General features: G+C 41.4%; 5 protein-coding genes. 3 read left to right on the top strand and 2 right to left on the bottom strand.

Annotated elements, in window-relative coordinates; all coding sequences use genetic code 11:
- Positions 1 to 65: 65 nt before the first annotated feature.
- Positions 66 to 1,562 carry a 2-oxoglutarate dehydrogenase complex dihydrolipoyllysine-residue succinyltransferase gene (gene odhB / locus NYP54_RS03585; RefSeq protein ID WP_349293357.1) on the top strand — a complete coding sequence of 499 codons (1,497 nt, stop codon included), beginning with the start codon at positions 66 to 68 and terminating at the stop codon, positions 1,560 to 1,562.
- On the opposite strand, the gene rsgA is transcribed toward odhB, so the two are convergent.
- Complete coding sequence (gene rsgA / locus NYP54_RS03580; RefSeq protein WP_283157197.1) at positions 1,559 to 2,539, bottom strand: ribosome small subunit-dependent GTPase A; 981 nt, start codon at positions 2,537 to 2,539, stop codon at positions 1,559 to 1,561. The genes odhB and rsgA overlap by 4 nt on opposite strands.
- A 173-nt stretch (positions 2,540 to 2,712) precedes the next feature.
- On the opposite strand from rsgA, the gene NYP54_RS03575 reads away from it, so the two are divergent.
- Positions 2,713 to 2,982 (top strand): hypothetical protein, encoded by a 270-nt coding sequence (locus NYP54_RS03575; RefSeq protein WP_283157196.1) that lies wholly within the window; start codon positions 2,713 to 2,715, stop codon positions 2,980 to 2,982.
- A 14-nt stretch (positions 2,983 to 2,996) separates the two neighbouring features.
- On the opposite strand, the gene rsfS is transcribed toward NYP54_RS03575, so the two are convergent.
- Complete coding sequence (gene rsfS, locus NYP54_RS03570) at positions 2,997 to 3,341, bottom strand: ribosome silencing factor (protein WP_117003301.1); 345 nt, start codon at positions 3,339 to 3,341, stop codon at positions 2,997 to 2,999.
- A gap of 349 nt (positions 3,342 to 3,690) precedes the next feature.
- Here rsfS and NYP54_RS03565 point away from each other — a divergent pair, with 349 nt between their 5' ends.
- The gene (locus NYP54_RS03565) at positions 3,691 to 17,967 is read left to right on the top strand and encodes a DUF4347 domain-containing protein (RefSeq protein WP_283157195.1); all 14,277 of its coding nucleotides are present in this window, start codon (positions 3,691 to 3,693) and stop codon (positions 17,965 to 17,967) included.
- Position 17,968 lies beyond the last annotated feature (1 nt).

Below are 17,968 nucleotides of genomic sequence, written 5' to 3'. Positions count from 1 at the left end.
TTCTAAAGATAGTAAATTAAATAATGTTGATAAAATAAGTAAAATAAAAAAGTTAAGGGTGAACTATGACAGAGGTAAAAGTTCCTGTTTTTCCGGAATCAATCGCAGAAGGTACAATTGCAACATGGCATAAAAAGCCAGGTGATCGCATTGAAGAAGGCGATGTGTTGGCAGAGATTGAAACAGATAAAGTGGTAATGGAAGTCCCAGCAATGACAGCTGGTACAATGGGTGAGATTACTAAGCACGAAGGTGATACGGTTCTTTCTCAAGAAACGATTGGTTCAATTACGGCTGGTGGTGTAAGTGATGCGCCAACTGCTGAGGAGCAAACTGAAGCAGCGCCAGCAGCAACTTCGGCAGCCTCATCAACTGGCGAAGTTGTTATTGTTAATGCGCCAACTTTCCCTGAATCAATTGCTGAAGGTACAGTAGCAACATGGCATAAAAATATTGGTGACCAGGTTGAAGAAGGTGAAACATTAGTTGAGATTGAAACTGATAAAGTGATGATGGAAGTGCCAGCAACACAAAGTGGTGTATTGACTGAGAAACTTAAAAATGAAGGTGACACGGTGCTAAGCGCTGAAGCAGTTGCTAAGATTGGCGCGGGTAGCATGAGTGCTACAGCAACAGTTGCGCCAGTGGCAGCAGATGTAAAAGAAGCTCAATCGCAAGATCATTTATCACCTGCCGTGCGTCGTGCGGTTAAAGCCAATGACGTTGATGTGAATAACGTACAAGGTACAGGTAAAAATGGGCGCATTACCAAGCAAGATGTGGTCAGTGCGCCTGTATCTACACAAGCAGCAAAACAAGCACCAGCAAGTCAAGCCGTTGACGTAATGAGCTTTGAAGGGGATCGACCTGAGAAGCGTGTGCGCATGACACGTCTGCGTCAAACAATTGCAAAACGTTTGGTTGAAGTACAGCATACCAACGCGATTTTAACGACGTTTAACGAAGTTGATATGAAGCCTGTGATGGATCTAAGAAAGCAATATAAAGATCTTTTCCAAAAGACACATGATGCGAAGCTTGGCTTTATGTCATTTTTCTTAAAAGCAGCTACAGAGGCGCTAAAGCGTTTCCCTGAAGTTAATGCATCAATAGATGGCACAGATGTTGTCTATCATGGCTTCTTTGACATTGGTGTAGCAGTTGGCTCAGATCGCGGTTTAGTCGTTCCTGTTATTCGCAATGCAGATCAAAAGTCATTTGCTAAGATTGAGAATGAAATCATCGAGAAGGCAATTAAAGCACGCGATGGTAAATTATCATTAGAAGAGATGCAAGGCGGCACATTCACGATTACCAATGGTGGCACCTATGGCTCAATGCTATCGACACCAATTATTAACGCACCACAAAGCGCGATCTTAGGTATGCACAATATCGTTGAGCGCCCAGTCGTTGTGAATGGTGAAATTGTCATTCGTCCGATTATGTATTTGGCATTGTCATATGATCACAGAATTATTGACGGTAGTGTGTCGGTTAAATTCTTAAAGACCATTAAAGAGTTGATTGAAGATCCAGCTAGAATGTTGTTGGAAATCTAATTTTTATAATCTAAATATTCGTGAATTAATCGATGATAATTGATAAAGCGTTGCTTGCTGATTCTATCAGCGGCAACGGCTTCATTAATCGCGCAACCTTTTGTGTTTTCAATATGTTCACAGTTTCTAAATTTGCACTCATTTTCTAATTGTGCAAACTCTTTAAATCCTGCAAAAATATCTGCTTTATCCAAATGCCAAATACCAAATTCACGAATGCCTGGTGAGTCGATGATATTGGTATCTTGATCTAGATGAAATAATCTCGCACTGGTTGTGGTGTGTTTGCCACGACTGTTTTGCTCGGAAATTTCACCTGTAAGGGTTATATTCGTGCCAAATAAAGCATTAAGCATCTCAGATTTGCCAACACCTGATTGACCAACAATAATCGATGTTTTGTGCTGTAAAAGCGTTTTAAGGGCTTGAAGATTTTTATGACATAAAGCAGAACAAGTAATTAGTTCATAATCTAATCCGCGATAAAGATGAATAATTGCCTCAAGCTGTGCCTTATTGTCAGCCCCATCAAATAAGTCCATTTTGTTGAGTACAATAATTGGTTTGACATTCATATGATGTGCAGCGACGAGATAGCGATCGATATAATGCTCAATTGGCGGCGGGTTAACGGCAAGCATAATAATCAGCTGATCAATATTTGCTGCCATCGTTTTGTGGTTGTGTGCAAGTTTACTCGGACGAATGAGCGCATTACTGCGAGGTAAGATTTGGCAGATAACACCATACTCACTATTGTCCTGCGGCAGATAAAGCACGTTGTCCCCTGCAACAATGGCGCCTAAGTTTTGACGATATTGGCAAAAAATAATCTCACCTGTTTGGCTTTCAAGCTCAATGAGTTTGCCGCGATGTGATATCACAAGCGCTGACAAAGCATGTGATAAATCATCATGAGACGCTTTATGTTCTTTGATATTGCGCAGCTGTTGTTTAGTTAAATTACGTTTTGCCAATGGTATTCTTAATATTCAAAGAGTGTTGCAATGGATTATAGCTATTGACATAAAATAATACAGCGTAGATTGTTGATTAATGTCTATTAATTTGCTGGTAAATCTTGAAATTGTTTAATCTTCAAGCCATTATTTAAGCGGATATGAACTTAAGGATCAAGTAAGGAGTTCGCATGTTAAAAGGAAAATTTTTACTCACCTTTGATTGGGTTGTAAATTATTTTAAATCATTTAACCAAGCTGCCAGTAAAGATAAGAAGACACTTGAGCGTTTGCGCTATATTATGAAATTAGCCGCAGCACGAGGGTGCAAATCAAGTGCCATGTTCTTAGATCGACTATGTCATATGGTATTGCCAGTGACTGAGATTCGTAAAGGAACCAAGCGTCTAGCGGGGTTTGTATCCCCTGAGGAGATGAAACTGTTATTAAGCAGTGTGTAGCTTAACAATAGACCTTAAACTGCTTTAGGTGAGTTTGGTTTGATATCCCATAACTTTTCTAATTGATAAAATTCTCTGGTTTCTTCTTTCATAATATGGACAACAATATCCGCAAGATCAACAAGCACCCAGTCGCTCTTAGCTTCACCTTCGATACCCAAAATAGTGACATTATTCTTCTTGGCAGTCATCTCAAGATTATTGGCTAACGCTTTGGCGTGAGTGCCAGAGTTTGCTGTACAAACCACAACATAACTCATCAATTCAGTTAAATGCTCCACATTCATTACAGTGATGTTTTCAGCTTTGACATCTTCTAAGGCACTGACGGCGAGATCTAGAATTTCTTTTGTTTCCATAGTTATAGTAGGATTTTTTGTCTATTTTCAAAGCATAGCAGTTTAGTCGAAGTTGGGAAGACAAGCAAGGAGTATATTTTGTGGTACGAATCACCGAATTGAATCAAATCTAAGTTATCAAAATAAAAATTTAGCTGTACAGAATGGTTTATAACGGGTGTAGAGATTGAATGGCAAAAAGCTCACAGACAAAATGGGCAAGGACGTACAGCCTGTTTTGCATATCACGTAAGCAGAAATAGCCTTTGTCTATAATTGTTTTTATGATGAGCATCTACACTTATTGGTATCGAAGTTTTGTATATATTTTGCCTAAGCTTTTAGGCATGCAAAAAAGAGGTACCCCGCCATGATTAAGAAAGTATATCAAATAATACGTCAACAGCTGTCTGAAGAAAAATTAAACAATCTAAGCGATAGCATATTTCTTAAAAAGCAAAAACACGTAGAGGCAATGGAGGCTAAACAGCGTGTCGATAAAGTCAATGTTAATAAGCTCAAGAAGAAAAAGGGCAACGATAAGGCTTTGTTGCGTCTGCCGGATCAGTATCCATCTTTGTTACAAGAGCTTGAACCACGGTTTATGTTTGACGGTGCAGCGATTGAAACGGTAGATTTAGCGGATGGTGTATCTGAACAAGAGCAAATCTATATTCTCAATGCGATTGATCAGAATGAACAAGCGCATGCGACAGAGAGTTTATTGCAGGCAATCGAAGCCAATGTTGAAGGATTTCAAACTGATTACAGTAAGTTCAAGGAAGTGGTGATTGTTGATGCACGTGTTAAAGACCCGCATATTTTGATTGATAGCATATCGCGTAAAGCAGCGATTGAGGTAATTTTGCCTGATCAGGATGGGGTTGATAAGATTGCTGAGTTATTAGCTAAATACAATAATCTTGATGCCGTGCATATTATCAGTCATGGTGATCAGGCGAAACTTGAGCTAGGTAGTGTTGATTTAACGTCAAATAACTTAGCACAATACCAAATGCAATTACAACAATGGGGTCAAGCGCTTACCGAGCAAGGTGATATTTTGTTCTATGGCTGTAATGTAGCCGAAGGGGATAAAGGGCAAGCCTTTATCGATGAATTAAGAGCATTAACCAGCGCTGATATTGCTGCGTCTGTCGATATTACGGGATCAATTAATCGTGGAGGCGATTTCATATTAGAAGCTAATGAAGCAGTTGACGTTGATACTATTATTCTTGATGGTCTTAATTATGGTCATTTACTTGGAGATATAAACGGAACATTAAATGCGCTTAATGTAAATTCACAACCACTAATTGATTTATTGATTAACCCACATGATATTATTGTTGACAACCCCAGTGGCACCTATATTGGTGATGGTGGGGAAGATATGTATGATCAAGGTAATAGATTAAACACCAATCTTCAAGGCAATATACCTTACACCAATGGTGTTGTCAGTAATGGTAATAGTTACTTTGGGGCTGGCAGTAACTATTTTACCAAAGAATACGCTCCAGGCTACTTTATTACCGTAGCGAGAGATATTAACATTACTCAGTTTTCCATAACTGGTGGTTTAGGTACCGATCTTGCTGGAACAATAGCTGGAGGAGAGTTTGTGGCAGCAAATAGTAATTACAAGGTATATTACACGCTAACTGGAAACACCGCTGACCCATCCGTTAATCATATTGTGATTATTAAAAACAACGGTGGTTCTTCTCATACATTTAGTAGCAATACTGATCCTGAAAATCATATTATACAGGTTGGTACTAGTGATGAATTATACTTTATAGTCGCTGCCCAGAAAAATGGATTAACTTTGACTACAACTCAGCTGCAAGATATTGCAAATACTTTTTTGGATAATTATGTAGGTGACGCGCCTGTGCTAACTGGTGGAGGTAATGTTCTTAATTATACTGAAAATGCACCAGCAGCGGTGATTGATAATACATTTATTGTTAATGACGTTGATGGTACTCATATCGAAAGCGCAACCATTAGTGTGAGCGGTAATTATGCCAATGGTCAGGATGTACTGGCTTTTGTTAACACTGCAAATATAAGTGGTAGTTTTAATGCAAGTACTGGAGTATTGACGCTAACGGGTACTGATACGCTTGCCAATTATCAAGCAGCATTACGAACAATAACGTATCAAAATACCTCGGATAATCCAAGTACGTTAGCTCGTACAGTAAGCTTTACAGTCTATGATGGTTATGCTAATTCTAATGCAGTTAACAGCACGATTAATATAGCAGCAGTTAATGATGCGCCGGTTGTAGTGGCAGGTAGTACGTTAAACTATACAGAGAATGACTCAGCCACTGTCATTGATGCGGCAATTACGGTCAATGATGCCGATGATACGAATATTGAAAGCGCAACCATTACGATTAGCAATAACTATGTCAATGGTGAGGATATCTTAGCATTTACGAATACTGCAAATATCACAGGAAGCTTTAATGCAGCCACTGGAGTGTTAACTTTAAGTGGTAGTGATACAGTTGCCAACTATCAGGCAGCGTTACGTGGTGTAACTTATCTGAATACCTCAGAAAACCCTAGCACTTTAGTGCGGACAGTCAGTTTTGTCGTTAATGATGGCGATGTCAACTCAGCAGTAGTGACCAGTTCGGTTAACGTCGCATCTGTTAATGACTCACCAGTTAATACCATTCCTGCGACACAGGTTATTAAAGAAAATAACACGCTGGTGTTTAATACTGCCAATGCCAATGTGATTAGCATTGCAGATGATAATAGCAACAGTACGGTTACTTTGTCGGTGACTAATGGTATTTTAACCTTATCACAGGTTACGGGTTTGACTTTTAATAGTGGCAGTAATGGTAGTGCAAGTATGCAGATTACGGGCACACTTACTGATATCAATGCCGCTTTAAATGGCATGAGTTATCAGCCTACAACAAGCTTTACGGGTGCTGATACATTAACAGTTTTATCAGATGATGGTACTTTATCAAGCAGTGATCCATTGACCATTAATGTCTTGGCAAATATCGATCCTAAATTAACCACTTTTGAAGGTCCGGTCACCTTAAATCAATTGGGTGCTAATATCAATGGTGCCGCAGCGTTTGATAATCTAGGACATGCGGTGTCAGTGAATAATGATGGCTCGGTGATTGCTGTCGCATCAAAAGCCCATGCCAGCAATCAAGGGGTGGTACAGATTTATCAATACAATGGCAGTGCATGGGTGCAATTAGGTAGCGATATTCTGGGTGAATTTGCGGGCGATAACTCAGGTTCGGCTATCTCACTAAGTGATGATGGCATGATCGTTGCCATTGGTGCAGAGAACAGCGATGATGGTGGCACAGACTCCGGTCATGTGCGTGTTTTCCAATATAATGGCAGCAACTGGGTGCAGTTAGGACTTGATATCGCCGGTGAAGCAGCTTCAGATAGATCAGGGTCAGCAGTAAGCTTAAGTGGCGATGGTCAGACAGTAGCAATTGGTGCGGCACTTAATGACAGCAATGGCAATAATAATGGCGGACAGGTTGAAATCTATCGTTATAGTGGTGGCACTTGGTCACAGCTTGGTTTAGACATTGAAGGATTAGCCGCGGGTGATATTTTAGGTAAGAGTGTGTCCTTAAGTCAGGATGGTAACACAGTGGCAATTGGTGCGAGCTCTCCTGCTGTTGGCAATGGCTATGTCCAAGTCTATAACTATAATGGCTCAAGCTGGGTGCTCGTTGGTAGTGCGATCACAGGTCAAGCATTGGATGATAATTTTGGTTATTCAGTGTCATTAACCGATGATGGATCTAAAGTTGCGATTGGTGCACGCCTTAATGACAATGCTAATGGTAGCAATAGTGGGCAAGTTCGCGTGTATGGTTACAATGGCTCAAGTTGGGTACAATTAGGTGGTAATATTGATGGAGAGGCTGCGGGTGATCAATCTGGTTGGTCAGTTTCAATCAGTGGTAAGGGTGAGATTCTTGCCATTGGCGCGACGCGTAATGATGGTGTGAATGGGGCTGATAGTGGGCATGTACGTATTTATCGTTATATTGACAACGTCTGGCAGTTTGTGACTGAAATTGATGGTGCAGCTGGAGGTGATTGGTCTGGTTATTCAGTGGCGGTAAGTGGCGATGGTAGAACCTTAAGCATTGGTTCAACAAATAGTGATACGGTCAATGGCACGGATAGTGGTCATGTGCGTACGTATCGCTTAGATTTTGCAGGACGGGTCTTAAACTTCACTGAAAATGATGCTGCCACGGTGATTGATAGCACCTTGGCAATCAATGATGGTGATGATACCCAGATTCAATCTGCGGTGGTGACGATTAATAGCAATTATGCTAATGGTGAAGATGTTTTAAGCTTTACACCAGTAGGCAATATCACAGGATCATTTAATGCAGGCACGGGTGTATTATCATTAAGTGGCGCAGATACATTAGCCAATTATGAGTTGGCATTGCACTCAGTCAAATATCAGAACACTTCTGAGGCACCGTCTGTGTTAGCGCGTGGGATTACCTTTACGGTATTTGATGGCAATGATAATTCCAATGTGATTAATGCAGTGGTTAATGTGACCTCAGTGCCTGATGTTCCGGCATTAACTGGAGGTGTGACGATTGCATATACTGAAAATGATGCCGCAAAAGTCATTGATAACACTTTGGCAATTAGTGATGTAGATGATACGCATCTTGAGCGGGCAACCATTACCATCAGTAATAACTTTACGATGGCTGAAGATATTTTAGGCTTTACCGATACAGCGACGATTAAAGGATCTTATAACATTATCAGTGGTGTGTTGACCTTAGTGGGGCATGATACTTTGGCAAATTATCAAGCGGCTTTGCGTAGTGTCACGTATCAAAACACGTCAGATACGCCAAATACTGCCGCACGGACAATTAGCTTTGTGGTCAATGATGGTGATGTTGATTCTGTGAGTGTAGACAGTACGATTAATCTAAGCGCGGTTGCCGATGCGCCTGTTTTTGTGAATAAAGACATTACAGTGAGTGAGCTTAACACCTTTGTTGCCTCAGATGCAGCAGTAGCTGATTTCTTTGGTTCATCGGTTGCGATGTCAGGTAATGTGGTGGCAATTGGTGCTGAGTTTGAGGATAGTGGTGCATTAAGTACAAATGGTGCAGTGTATGTTTATCGTTTTGATGGCAGCAACTGGATTGAAACGAAACTGCTTGCCAGTGATGCGACCAGTAATGCGCAATTTGGTGCGCAGGTAGCATTGGATGGCGATATGCTGTTTGTTTCCGCACAACGTGACAATGGCAATAGAGGTGCGGTATATATCTTTAAATATGATGGCAGCAACTGGATTGAAACACAAAAGATTGTGCCTGTTGATATCGCTGCTAGTGATGAGTTTGGTATTAGCCTTGCCCAGTCTGGCAATACGCTGGTGGTAGGCTCATTTGGAGATGATGATAATGGCAGTAGTTCTGGTTCAGCTTATGTCTATCGCTATGATGGTCAAACGTGGACACTTGAGCAGAAATTAAATGCCAGTGATGGTGCGGCAAATAACCGCTTTGGTTCTAGTGTTGCTATCAGTAATAACGCCATTGCAATATCAGCAAGTGTTGGGTTAACCAAGACAGGTCTTGTTTATGTTTACCGCTTTAATGACACGACGGATATGTGGGATGAGGAGCAAAAAATCAGTGTTGGTGATGTTACTCAAACCAGTAATATAAACTATAACATCGCCATGGATAAAGATGTGATTGTGCTTGGTAGTGGTGATGCAAGTATAGCGGCATCTGCTGGAGCGGGTGCTGTTTATATTTATCGATTTAACGGTGTTAGCTGGGCACAGGAAGTCATGCTGACTGCCCAAACTCCAGTTGCGAATGGTAATTTTGGATTCTCTGTTGCGATAGAAGGTGAAACAGTGATTGCGTCACACAGAAACAACCCTACAGAGGCATTGGTTTATCGCTATTTGGAAGGCAGTTGGCAGCTATTAGAGAGCTTCAAAGGAAGTGATACACTCGATAATGATGGTTTTGGCGGTAGTTACGGTACTATTGTGATTGACAATGGTCGAGTATTAGTTGGTAACTCAGCTAAAGATGTCTCAGGCTTAAGCAGCGCTGGTAAGGCTTACTTGTTTGACCTACCTGCCAATAGTAATTTAGGCACTCTTGCCGCAATTACGGTAACTGAAGGCGATCCAGCGTATAATATTGCGACTTTAACAAACGCCTTTGTTGTGATAGATGTTGATACGGCAAACTTTAATGGTGGTAATTTAACATTAGTAAATACCAGCAATAGTGAGGATCATTTTAGCATTGAGAATCAGGGCACGGGAACTGATCAAATCGGTGTCAGCGGTACGGATGTCAGTTTTGAAGGGAATATTATTGGTAGCATTGTGAGTAATGGTAGTGCTGGGAATAATCTGGTGGTTAATTTTACGAGTATTAACGCCACAGATGCTGCGGTGAGAGCATTGGTTAAAGCGATTCAATATACTAACTCATCCATAACTCCAGCAGCACAGCGGACGATTGCGATGACAGTCAATGATGGTGATGGCGCGACAAGCAGTGCGTTAACACAAGAGATTAATGTAACAGGTGTGAGTATTGCGCCTGTTGTTGTGGCTGGTGGCACGTTAAATTATACCGAGAATGATGCAGCCAGTGTGATTGATGGTGCAATTACGGTGAGCGACGCTGATGATACTAACCTTGAAAGTGCAACCATTACCATTAGCAATAACTATGTCAATGGTGAGGATGTGTTAGCGTTTGCAAATACGGCGAATATCACAGGAAGCTTTAATGCAGGAACTGGGGTATTAACCCTAACAGGTACTGACACGCTTGCCAACTATCAGGCAGCATTACGCAGTGTGACGTATCAAAACACGTCTGATAATCCAAGCACCTTAGCACGAACAATTAGCTTTGTCGTTAATGATGGAGATGTTGACTCAAGTGCGGTGACAAGTACGATTAATATCACCGCGGTGAATGACGCACCGATTGTGGTGGCAGGTGGTACGTTAAGCTATACCGAGAATGACTCTGCCAGTGCCATTGATGCGGCACTTACCGTGAATGATGCGGATGATACCAATATCGAAAGCGCAACCATTACCATTAGCAATAATTATGTTAATGGTGAGGATATCTTAGCATTTGCAGATACTGCTAATATCACGGGAAGCTTTAATGCAGGAACTGGTGTGTTAACCTTAACAGGTAGTGATACAGTCGCTAATTATCAGGCAGCATTACGTAGTGTGACCTATCAAAACACGTCTGATAATCCAAGTACCTTAGCACGTACCGTGAGCTTTGTCGTGAATGATGGCGATGTGAACTCAAGTGCGGTCACCAGTACGATTAATGTGACAGCAGTGAATGACGCACCGGTTGTCGTGGCAGGTGGTGCGATAAGTTATACGGAACAGTCACCAGGAGTGGTCATTAATGGTTCGATTACCGTGAATGATGTTGATGATACTAATATTGAAAGTGCAACGATTTCAATTACGGGTAACTTTGCCGCAGGGCAGGATGTTTTAGAGTTTACGGATACAGCCAATATTACTGGCAGCTTTAACGCAGGTACTGGAGTCATGACCTTAACCGGTAGTGATACAGTCGCTAATTATCAAGCAGCATTGCGTAGTGTGCTTTATTACAACACCTCAAATAATCCAAGCACCTTAGCACGTACGGTGAGCTTTGTTGTGAATGATGGTGATGTCAATTCAACTGCAGCGACAAGCACAATTAATGTCAATGCAGTGAACAACCTTCCTGTTATAACAGCGGGTGGAACATTAAACTATACGGAAAATGATGCAGCCAGTGTCATTGATGGCACCATTACTGTGAGCGATGAGGATGATACCCATATTGAAGAAGCAACGGTTACAATAACGGCTAACTATGTTAATGGTGAGGATGTATTAGCGTTTGTTGATACGGCAAATATCACCGGAAGCTTTAATGCCAGTACGGGTGAGCTTACTTTAAGTGGTAGTGATACGCTTGCCAACTATGAGGCAGCGTTGCGTAGTGTGACGTATCAAAACACGTCTGATAATCCAAGTACCTTAGCGCGTACGGTGAGCTTTGTTGTTAATGATGGTGGTAGTAACTCAGTAGCGGTTACAAGTACGATTAATATCACCGCGGTGAATGACGCACCGGTTGTGGTGGCAGGAGGTACGTTAAGCTATACCGAGAATGACTCTGCCAGTGCCATTGATGCGGCACTTACCGTGAATGATGCGGATGATACCAATATAGAAAGCGCAAGTGTTACGATTAGCAATAACTATGTTAATGGTGAGGATATCTTAGCATTTGCGAATACTGCTAATATCACGGGAAGCTTTAATGCAGGAACTGGTGTGTTAACCCTAACAGGTACTGACACGCTTGCCAACTATCAAGCGGCATTACGCAGTGTGACCTATCAAAACACGTCTGATAATCCAAGTACCTTAGCACGTACCGTGAGCTTTGTTGTTAATGATGGCGATGTCAACTCAAGTGCGGTGACAAGTACGATTAATGTGACCGCAGTGAATGATGCACCGGTTGTCGTGGCAGGTGGTGCGATAAGTTATACGGAACAGTCACCAGGAGTGGTCATTAATGGTTCGATTACCGTCAATGATGTTGATGATACTAATATTGAAAGTGCAACGATTTCAATTACGGGTAACTTTGCCGCAGGGCAGGATGTTTTAGAGTTTACGGATACAGCCAATATTACTGGCAGCTTTAATGCAGGGACTGGTGTGTTGACCTTAACAGGTAGTGATACAGTCGCTAATTATCAAGCAGCGTTGCGTAGTGTGACGTATCAAAACACGTCTGATAATCCAAGTACCTTAGCGCGTACGGTGAGCTTTGTTGTTAATGATGGTGATGTCAATTCAACTGCAGCGACAAGCACAATTAATGTCAATGCAGTGAACAACCTTCCTGTTATAACAGCGGGTGGAACATTAAACTATACGGAAAATGATGCAGCCAGTGTCATTGATGGCACCATTACTGTGAGCGATGAGGATGATACCCATATTGAAGAAGCAACGGTTACAATAACGGCTAACTATGTTAATGGTGAGGATGTATTAGCGTTTGTTGATACGGCAAATATCACCGGAAGCTTTAATGCCAGTACGGGTGAGCTTACTTTAAGTGGTAGTGATACGCTTGCCAACTATGAGGCAGCGTTGCGTAGTGTGACGTATCAAAACACGTCTGATAATCCAAGTACCTTAGCGCGTACGGTGAGCTTTGTTGTTAATGATGGTGGTAGTAACTCAGTAGCGGTTACAAGTACGATTAATATCACCGCGGTGAATGACGCACCGGTTGTGGTGGCAGGAGGTACGTTAAGCTATACCGAGAATGACTCTGCCAGTGCCATTGATGCGGCACTTACCGTGAATGATGCGGATGATACCAATATAGAAAGCGCAAGTGTTACGATTAGCAATAACTATGTTAATGGTGAGGATATCTTAGCATTTGCGAATACTGCTAATATAACGGGAAGCTTTAATGCAGGAACTGGTGTGTTAACCCTAACAGGTACTGACACGCTTGCCAACTATCAAGCGGCTTTACGCAGTGTGACCTATCAAAACACTTCTGATAATCCAAGTACCTTAGCACGTACCGTGAGCTTTGTTGTTAATGATGGCGATGTGAACTCAAGTGCGGTGACAAGTACGATTAATATTACCGCGGTGAATGATGCACCAGTTATGGTAGCAGGTGGCACGTTAAATTACACAGAAAACGCGCCAGCGAGTGTGATAGATACTGGTATTAGTATTAATGATGTTGACGATACCCATATTCAAAGCGCAAGTGTTAGCATGATTGGTAATTATGTTAATGGTGAAGACATCTTAGCGTTTGTCAATACTGCTAATATTACCGGTAGCTTTAATGCTGCCAGCGGTGTATTAACCTTAAGTGGTAGTGATACGATCGCTAATTATCAGGCAGCATTGCGTAGTGTGACCTATCAAAATACTTCAGATAACCCAAGTACGCTGTCAAGAACCGTTAGATGGTTAGTGAATGATGGCGATGCCAATTCAAATCTTGTCACCAGCACCATTAATGTGACTGCGGTGAATGATGTTCCCGTTTTATCTGCTGGAGGCGTATTAAGCTATAGTGAAAACGACCCAGCAACAGTGATTGATGGATTACTGAGCATGTCTGATGTTGATGACACAAATATTGAAGGTGCAACAGTGACGATTAGTAATAACTATGTCAATGGTGAGGATATCTTAGCATTTGCAAATACCGCAAATATCAGCGGAAGCTTTAATGCAACAACAGGTGTGTTGACCTTAACAGGCAGTGACACGGCCGCTAATTATCAAGCGGCGTTAAGATCAGTTACTTATCAGAATTTATCATCTAATCCAAGCACATTATCACGCACGATTAGTTGGACGACAAATGACGGTGATGGAAATTCAAATATAGCGACCAGTACCGTGAATTTAGGTGCGATTAATAATGCGCCCATTGTAAATGCTGGCGGTGTTGTTAATTATATTGAAAATGCCAGTGCCATTGTTATTGATAATGGTATTACGTTATCTGATGCAGATGATACGCATGTTGAAAGTGCAACGATTTCAATTACGGGTAACTTTGCCGCTGGACAGGATATTCTTGGATTTGCCAATACGGCAAACATTAGCGGCAGCTATAATGCCGCGACTGGGGTGCTTAGTTTGTCAGGTAGTGATACATTAGCTAACTACGAGTCTGCTTTAAGAAGCATTACCTATCGCAACACCTCAGATAATCCAAGTGTGTTATCACGTACCATTAGTTGGAGAGTCAATGATGGGGATTCAAATTCATCGATTGTAACCAGTACCGTTAATATCACTGCAGTGAATGATGTACCAGTCATTAGTGCTGGTGGTGTTCTTAACTATAGTGAGGGCTCTGGTGTGATTGCGATCGATGGTGGTATTGTTGTCAATGATGTTGATGACACACATATTGAAAGCGCAACGATTTCAATTACGGATAACTTTGCAGCAGGACAAGATGTGCTTGGATTTACAAATACTGCAAATATCACCGGAAGCTTTAATGCGGGCACTGGTGTGTTAACCTTAACAGGTAGTGATACCCTTCTTAATTACCAAGCGGCATTACGCAGTGTAACCTATGAAAACACATCGGCTAACCCAAGCGTATTATCACGCACCATTGGCTGGGTGATCAATGATGGTGATGCTCCCTCTAGTGAGGTAACCAGTACGATTAATCTCAGTGCTGTTAATAATCCAGCGGTATTAACAGCAGGTGCAAGTATAACCTATACCGAAAACGATAGTGCAACAGCAATTGATACAACAATTGTTATCAGTGACCCTGATGATACGCATATTGAAAGTGCCAATGTAACGATCAGTGGCAACCATGTTAGTAGCGAGGATATTCTTGGGTTTGTCAATACAGCCAATATTACGGGAAGCTTTAATGCAGGAACAGGCGTGTTAACCTTAACAGGCAGTGACACGCTTGCCAACTATCAAGCGGCATTACGTAGTATAACCTATAGAAATACGTCAGAGAGTCCAAGCGCTTTACCTAGAACCATTAGTTGGATTGTTAATGATGGTGATAGCAACTCAGTTGTTGCAACAAGTACCGTGAATGTTGTTAGTGTTAATGATAGTGCTGTGATCTTAGGCGGAAGCACGTTGAGTTATACAGAGAATGCGCCAGCAAGCATCATTGATAATAGTGTTATAATTACAGACGTTGATGATATAAATCTTGAAGGTGCAAGCATTTCAATTACGGGTAACTTTGCAGCAGGACAAGATGTGCTTGGATTTACAGATACTACTAATATCACAGGAAGCTTTAATGCTGCCAGTGGTGTATTAACCCTAACAGGTACTGATACGCTTGCCAACTATCAGGCAGCATTACGTAGTGTGACGTATCAAAACACTTCAGATAATCCAAGTAGCTTAGCGCGTACTGTAAGTTTTAGGGTCAATGATGGTGATATCAATTCAAATGCCATCACCAGTACCATTAATGTAATAGCAGTGAACGATGCGCCATTATCAAGTAACCGTACGATTACGATTAATGAAGATAGTCAATATGTCTTTAATACGACAGACTTTAACTTTGTGGATCTTGATAACAGTACTTTATCGAGCATTAAAATCACCACACTTGAAAATGCCGGATCATTACAGTTAAACGGTAACGATGTGACATTAAATGCCGTGATTTCAGCAAGTGATCTTGCTGCAGGTCATTTGCGCTTTATACCTCAAGCAAATGCAAATGGTACTAACTATGCCAGTTTTGGCTTTAGTGTAAACGATGGTATAGCTGACTCTGTCGCAAGCTATACCATGACGATCGATGTTATGCCAGTGAATGATGCACCAGATGGTGTTGTTACAATTACTGGTGAGCGCCGAGTAGGTCAAGTATTAACAGCAGTTAATACACTCAGTGACAACGATGGTTTAGGTGTGTTTACATATCAATGGTATCGTAATGGTAGTGCGATAGTTGGCGCAACCAGTAATAGCTATCTGTTAATTGGTGATGATGCAGCTAAGAGCATTCATGTTGTGGTGAGTTATCTAGATGGTGATGGTACATTGGAAACTCAAAGCAGCACAAATCTACTTATTTTGACGTCAGACGGGTTATTACCTGTTGATATTGATAATAATGGTGAAGTTGATGTTGTTGTACCACAGAATACGCTAGTGGTGAATAACAATAATGGCACAGTTACGGTAACACTGCCAAATGGCGGTGTTGTAACCGTAGATAAAGATCAAAACATTACGATTACAGAAGCAAATAATGGCACCATTACCTTGGATGTTGGTGGTAATAATCAAGGCGATGTTATCGTTGACAGTGGTGCTCAAGTGACAACGCAATCTAATAACACCATTACAGTGACCACTGCGAATAACACAACAGTCACTGTTCCTCGAGATCAACAAACAAGAGTAACTGATGGCACAGATAACAAAGCCGCTGTGGATATTGGGAATGATGGTACAGTGGATGTCTTTGTACCAAATGGTGCTCAAGTTCAAAGGCTTGACAATGGTAGTATTCAGGTAACAACGGCAAGCAATGATCAGTTTGTTGTAAGACCAAACTCTGGTTCTACCTTAGCTGCCTCAACGGTTATTATCTATAACACGCCAGTGCGAGAAACCTTAAGCACACCAAATGCGCAAGGTCAGTATCGGATCTCAGGTGCTGCTACAGCATCAAGTGCTTCAGCGATTGACTCTGGTTCAGTGAGATCATTTGATCAAGCGTTTGCCGGCTTTGCTAACAATACAGTCTTCACTGTGCCGACATTAACGTTTACAGCAGGTAGCGGTACGTTAGGCAGTCCATTAACGGCATCGATATTACCAGGCAGCTCAGTCTTGATCGGTACGATGCTTAGCACAGATCAGGTAGAAGTGGTGGTGAATGGATTAACTGCTAATGAAGGTCGCCTTGAGACAGAAAGAGTTGATAACAGAATTAATATTTACTATAAACCCAATAGTGCATTCTCAGGTAAGGCTGACTTTAGTACACAGGTATCAAAAGATGGTGTGCTACTGGCTGAATATCAGATGCTGATTAATGTTGCACAAACGCCTGATGTGATTACACAAAGTGCTCAAGCAAACAAAGTCGATGTATCTACAGCCAAGGTACAGGAAACTAAAGTTTCAGATGCTAGGATAAGAGAGCTTAGCGCCTTGAAGCCTGAAGTAAAATCGATCATTGAAAATAGTAAATCTAACTTTGCACAAGCATTAGATAATAAAGCACCTGTTGAACGTTTAACAGAGATTGCAAGAACAGCGCTTAGAGAAACAATCAGTGCAAGTGATGCTAATCCTTCCGCAAGTGCTGAGGTAGTTAAAGGTGTCTTGCAGCAAGCAATTGAAGCAAGAGAGACAGCGCCAAATGTTGGTAAGATTGCTTCAGGTATGTTAAAAGCAGCGATGGATGCTGATCAAACACCGACTACAGTGGTAAGAAGTGTGATTGAGCAGACGATTGAGTCAAACATGCCAAGTACTGATGTTGCGATTGTGTTATCACAAATGATTTTAGATTCAGATGATGATAAACAAGATGACATTATTGAGGCAATTGCCGCAGAGCCTAAGTTGAATGAAGAGCATATTGCCAATATGTATGATTACTTGAAAGAGCAAGATCCTGCGTTAGCAGAAGACTTTATGAATGCGGTGAAAGAAAGCAAAGATGCTGAAACGGTGAATAATGCAGCACAAATAAGCAAAGCATTGAATATCTCATTAAGCACGCCGATGAAAGAAGGATTGCTCGCCAAACTTAAAGCGAAGCTCTTTGGAAGAACAACTGTAGAAGACAATCAGATTGTATTTAGTGAAACTGAGCAGAGCTATAAAATAGAGCTAGCAAAGGCTAAATTATTAACTATGATTAATAAAGATAAAGACAATAGCGAAACTAGAGGAAATAAAGGAAATACAGGAAACCAGGAGAATCGAAGTGATAACGAGCAATCTAAAAAGATTTAAG

Source organism: Cysteiniphilum sp. QT6929 (assembly GCF_030035755.1).
Lineage (GTDB): Bacteria > Pseudomonadota > Gammaproteobacteria > Francisellales > Francisellaceae > Caedibacter > Caedibacter litoralis.
The sequence above is the reverse complement of the archived record's forward strand: the minus strand, read 5'-3'. Positions and strand labels throughout refer to the sequence as shown.

Excerpts from the sequence above, each read along its gene's own strand:
- odhB (WP_349293357.1), top strand. The coding sequence starts at position 66 with ATGACAGAGGTAAAAGTTCCTGTTTTTCCGGAATCAATCGCAGAAGGT.
- rsfS (WP_117003301.1), bottom strand. The coding sequence starts at position 3,341 with ATGGAAACAAAAGAAATTCTAGATCTCGCCGTCAGTGCCTTAGAAGAT.
- NYP54_RS03575 (WP_283157196.1), top strand. The coding sequence starts at position 2,713 with ATGTTAAAAGGAAAATTTTTACTCACCTTTGATTGGGTTGTAAATTAT.
- NYP54_RS03565 (WP_283157195.1), top strand. The coding sequence starts at position 3,691 with ATGATTAAGAAAGTATATCAAATAATACGTCAACAGCTGTCTGAAGAA.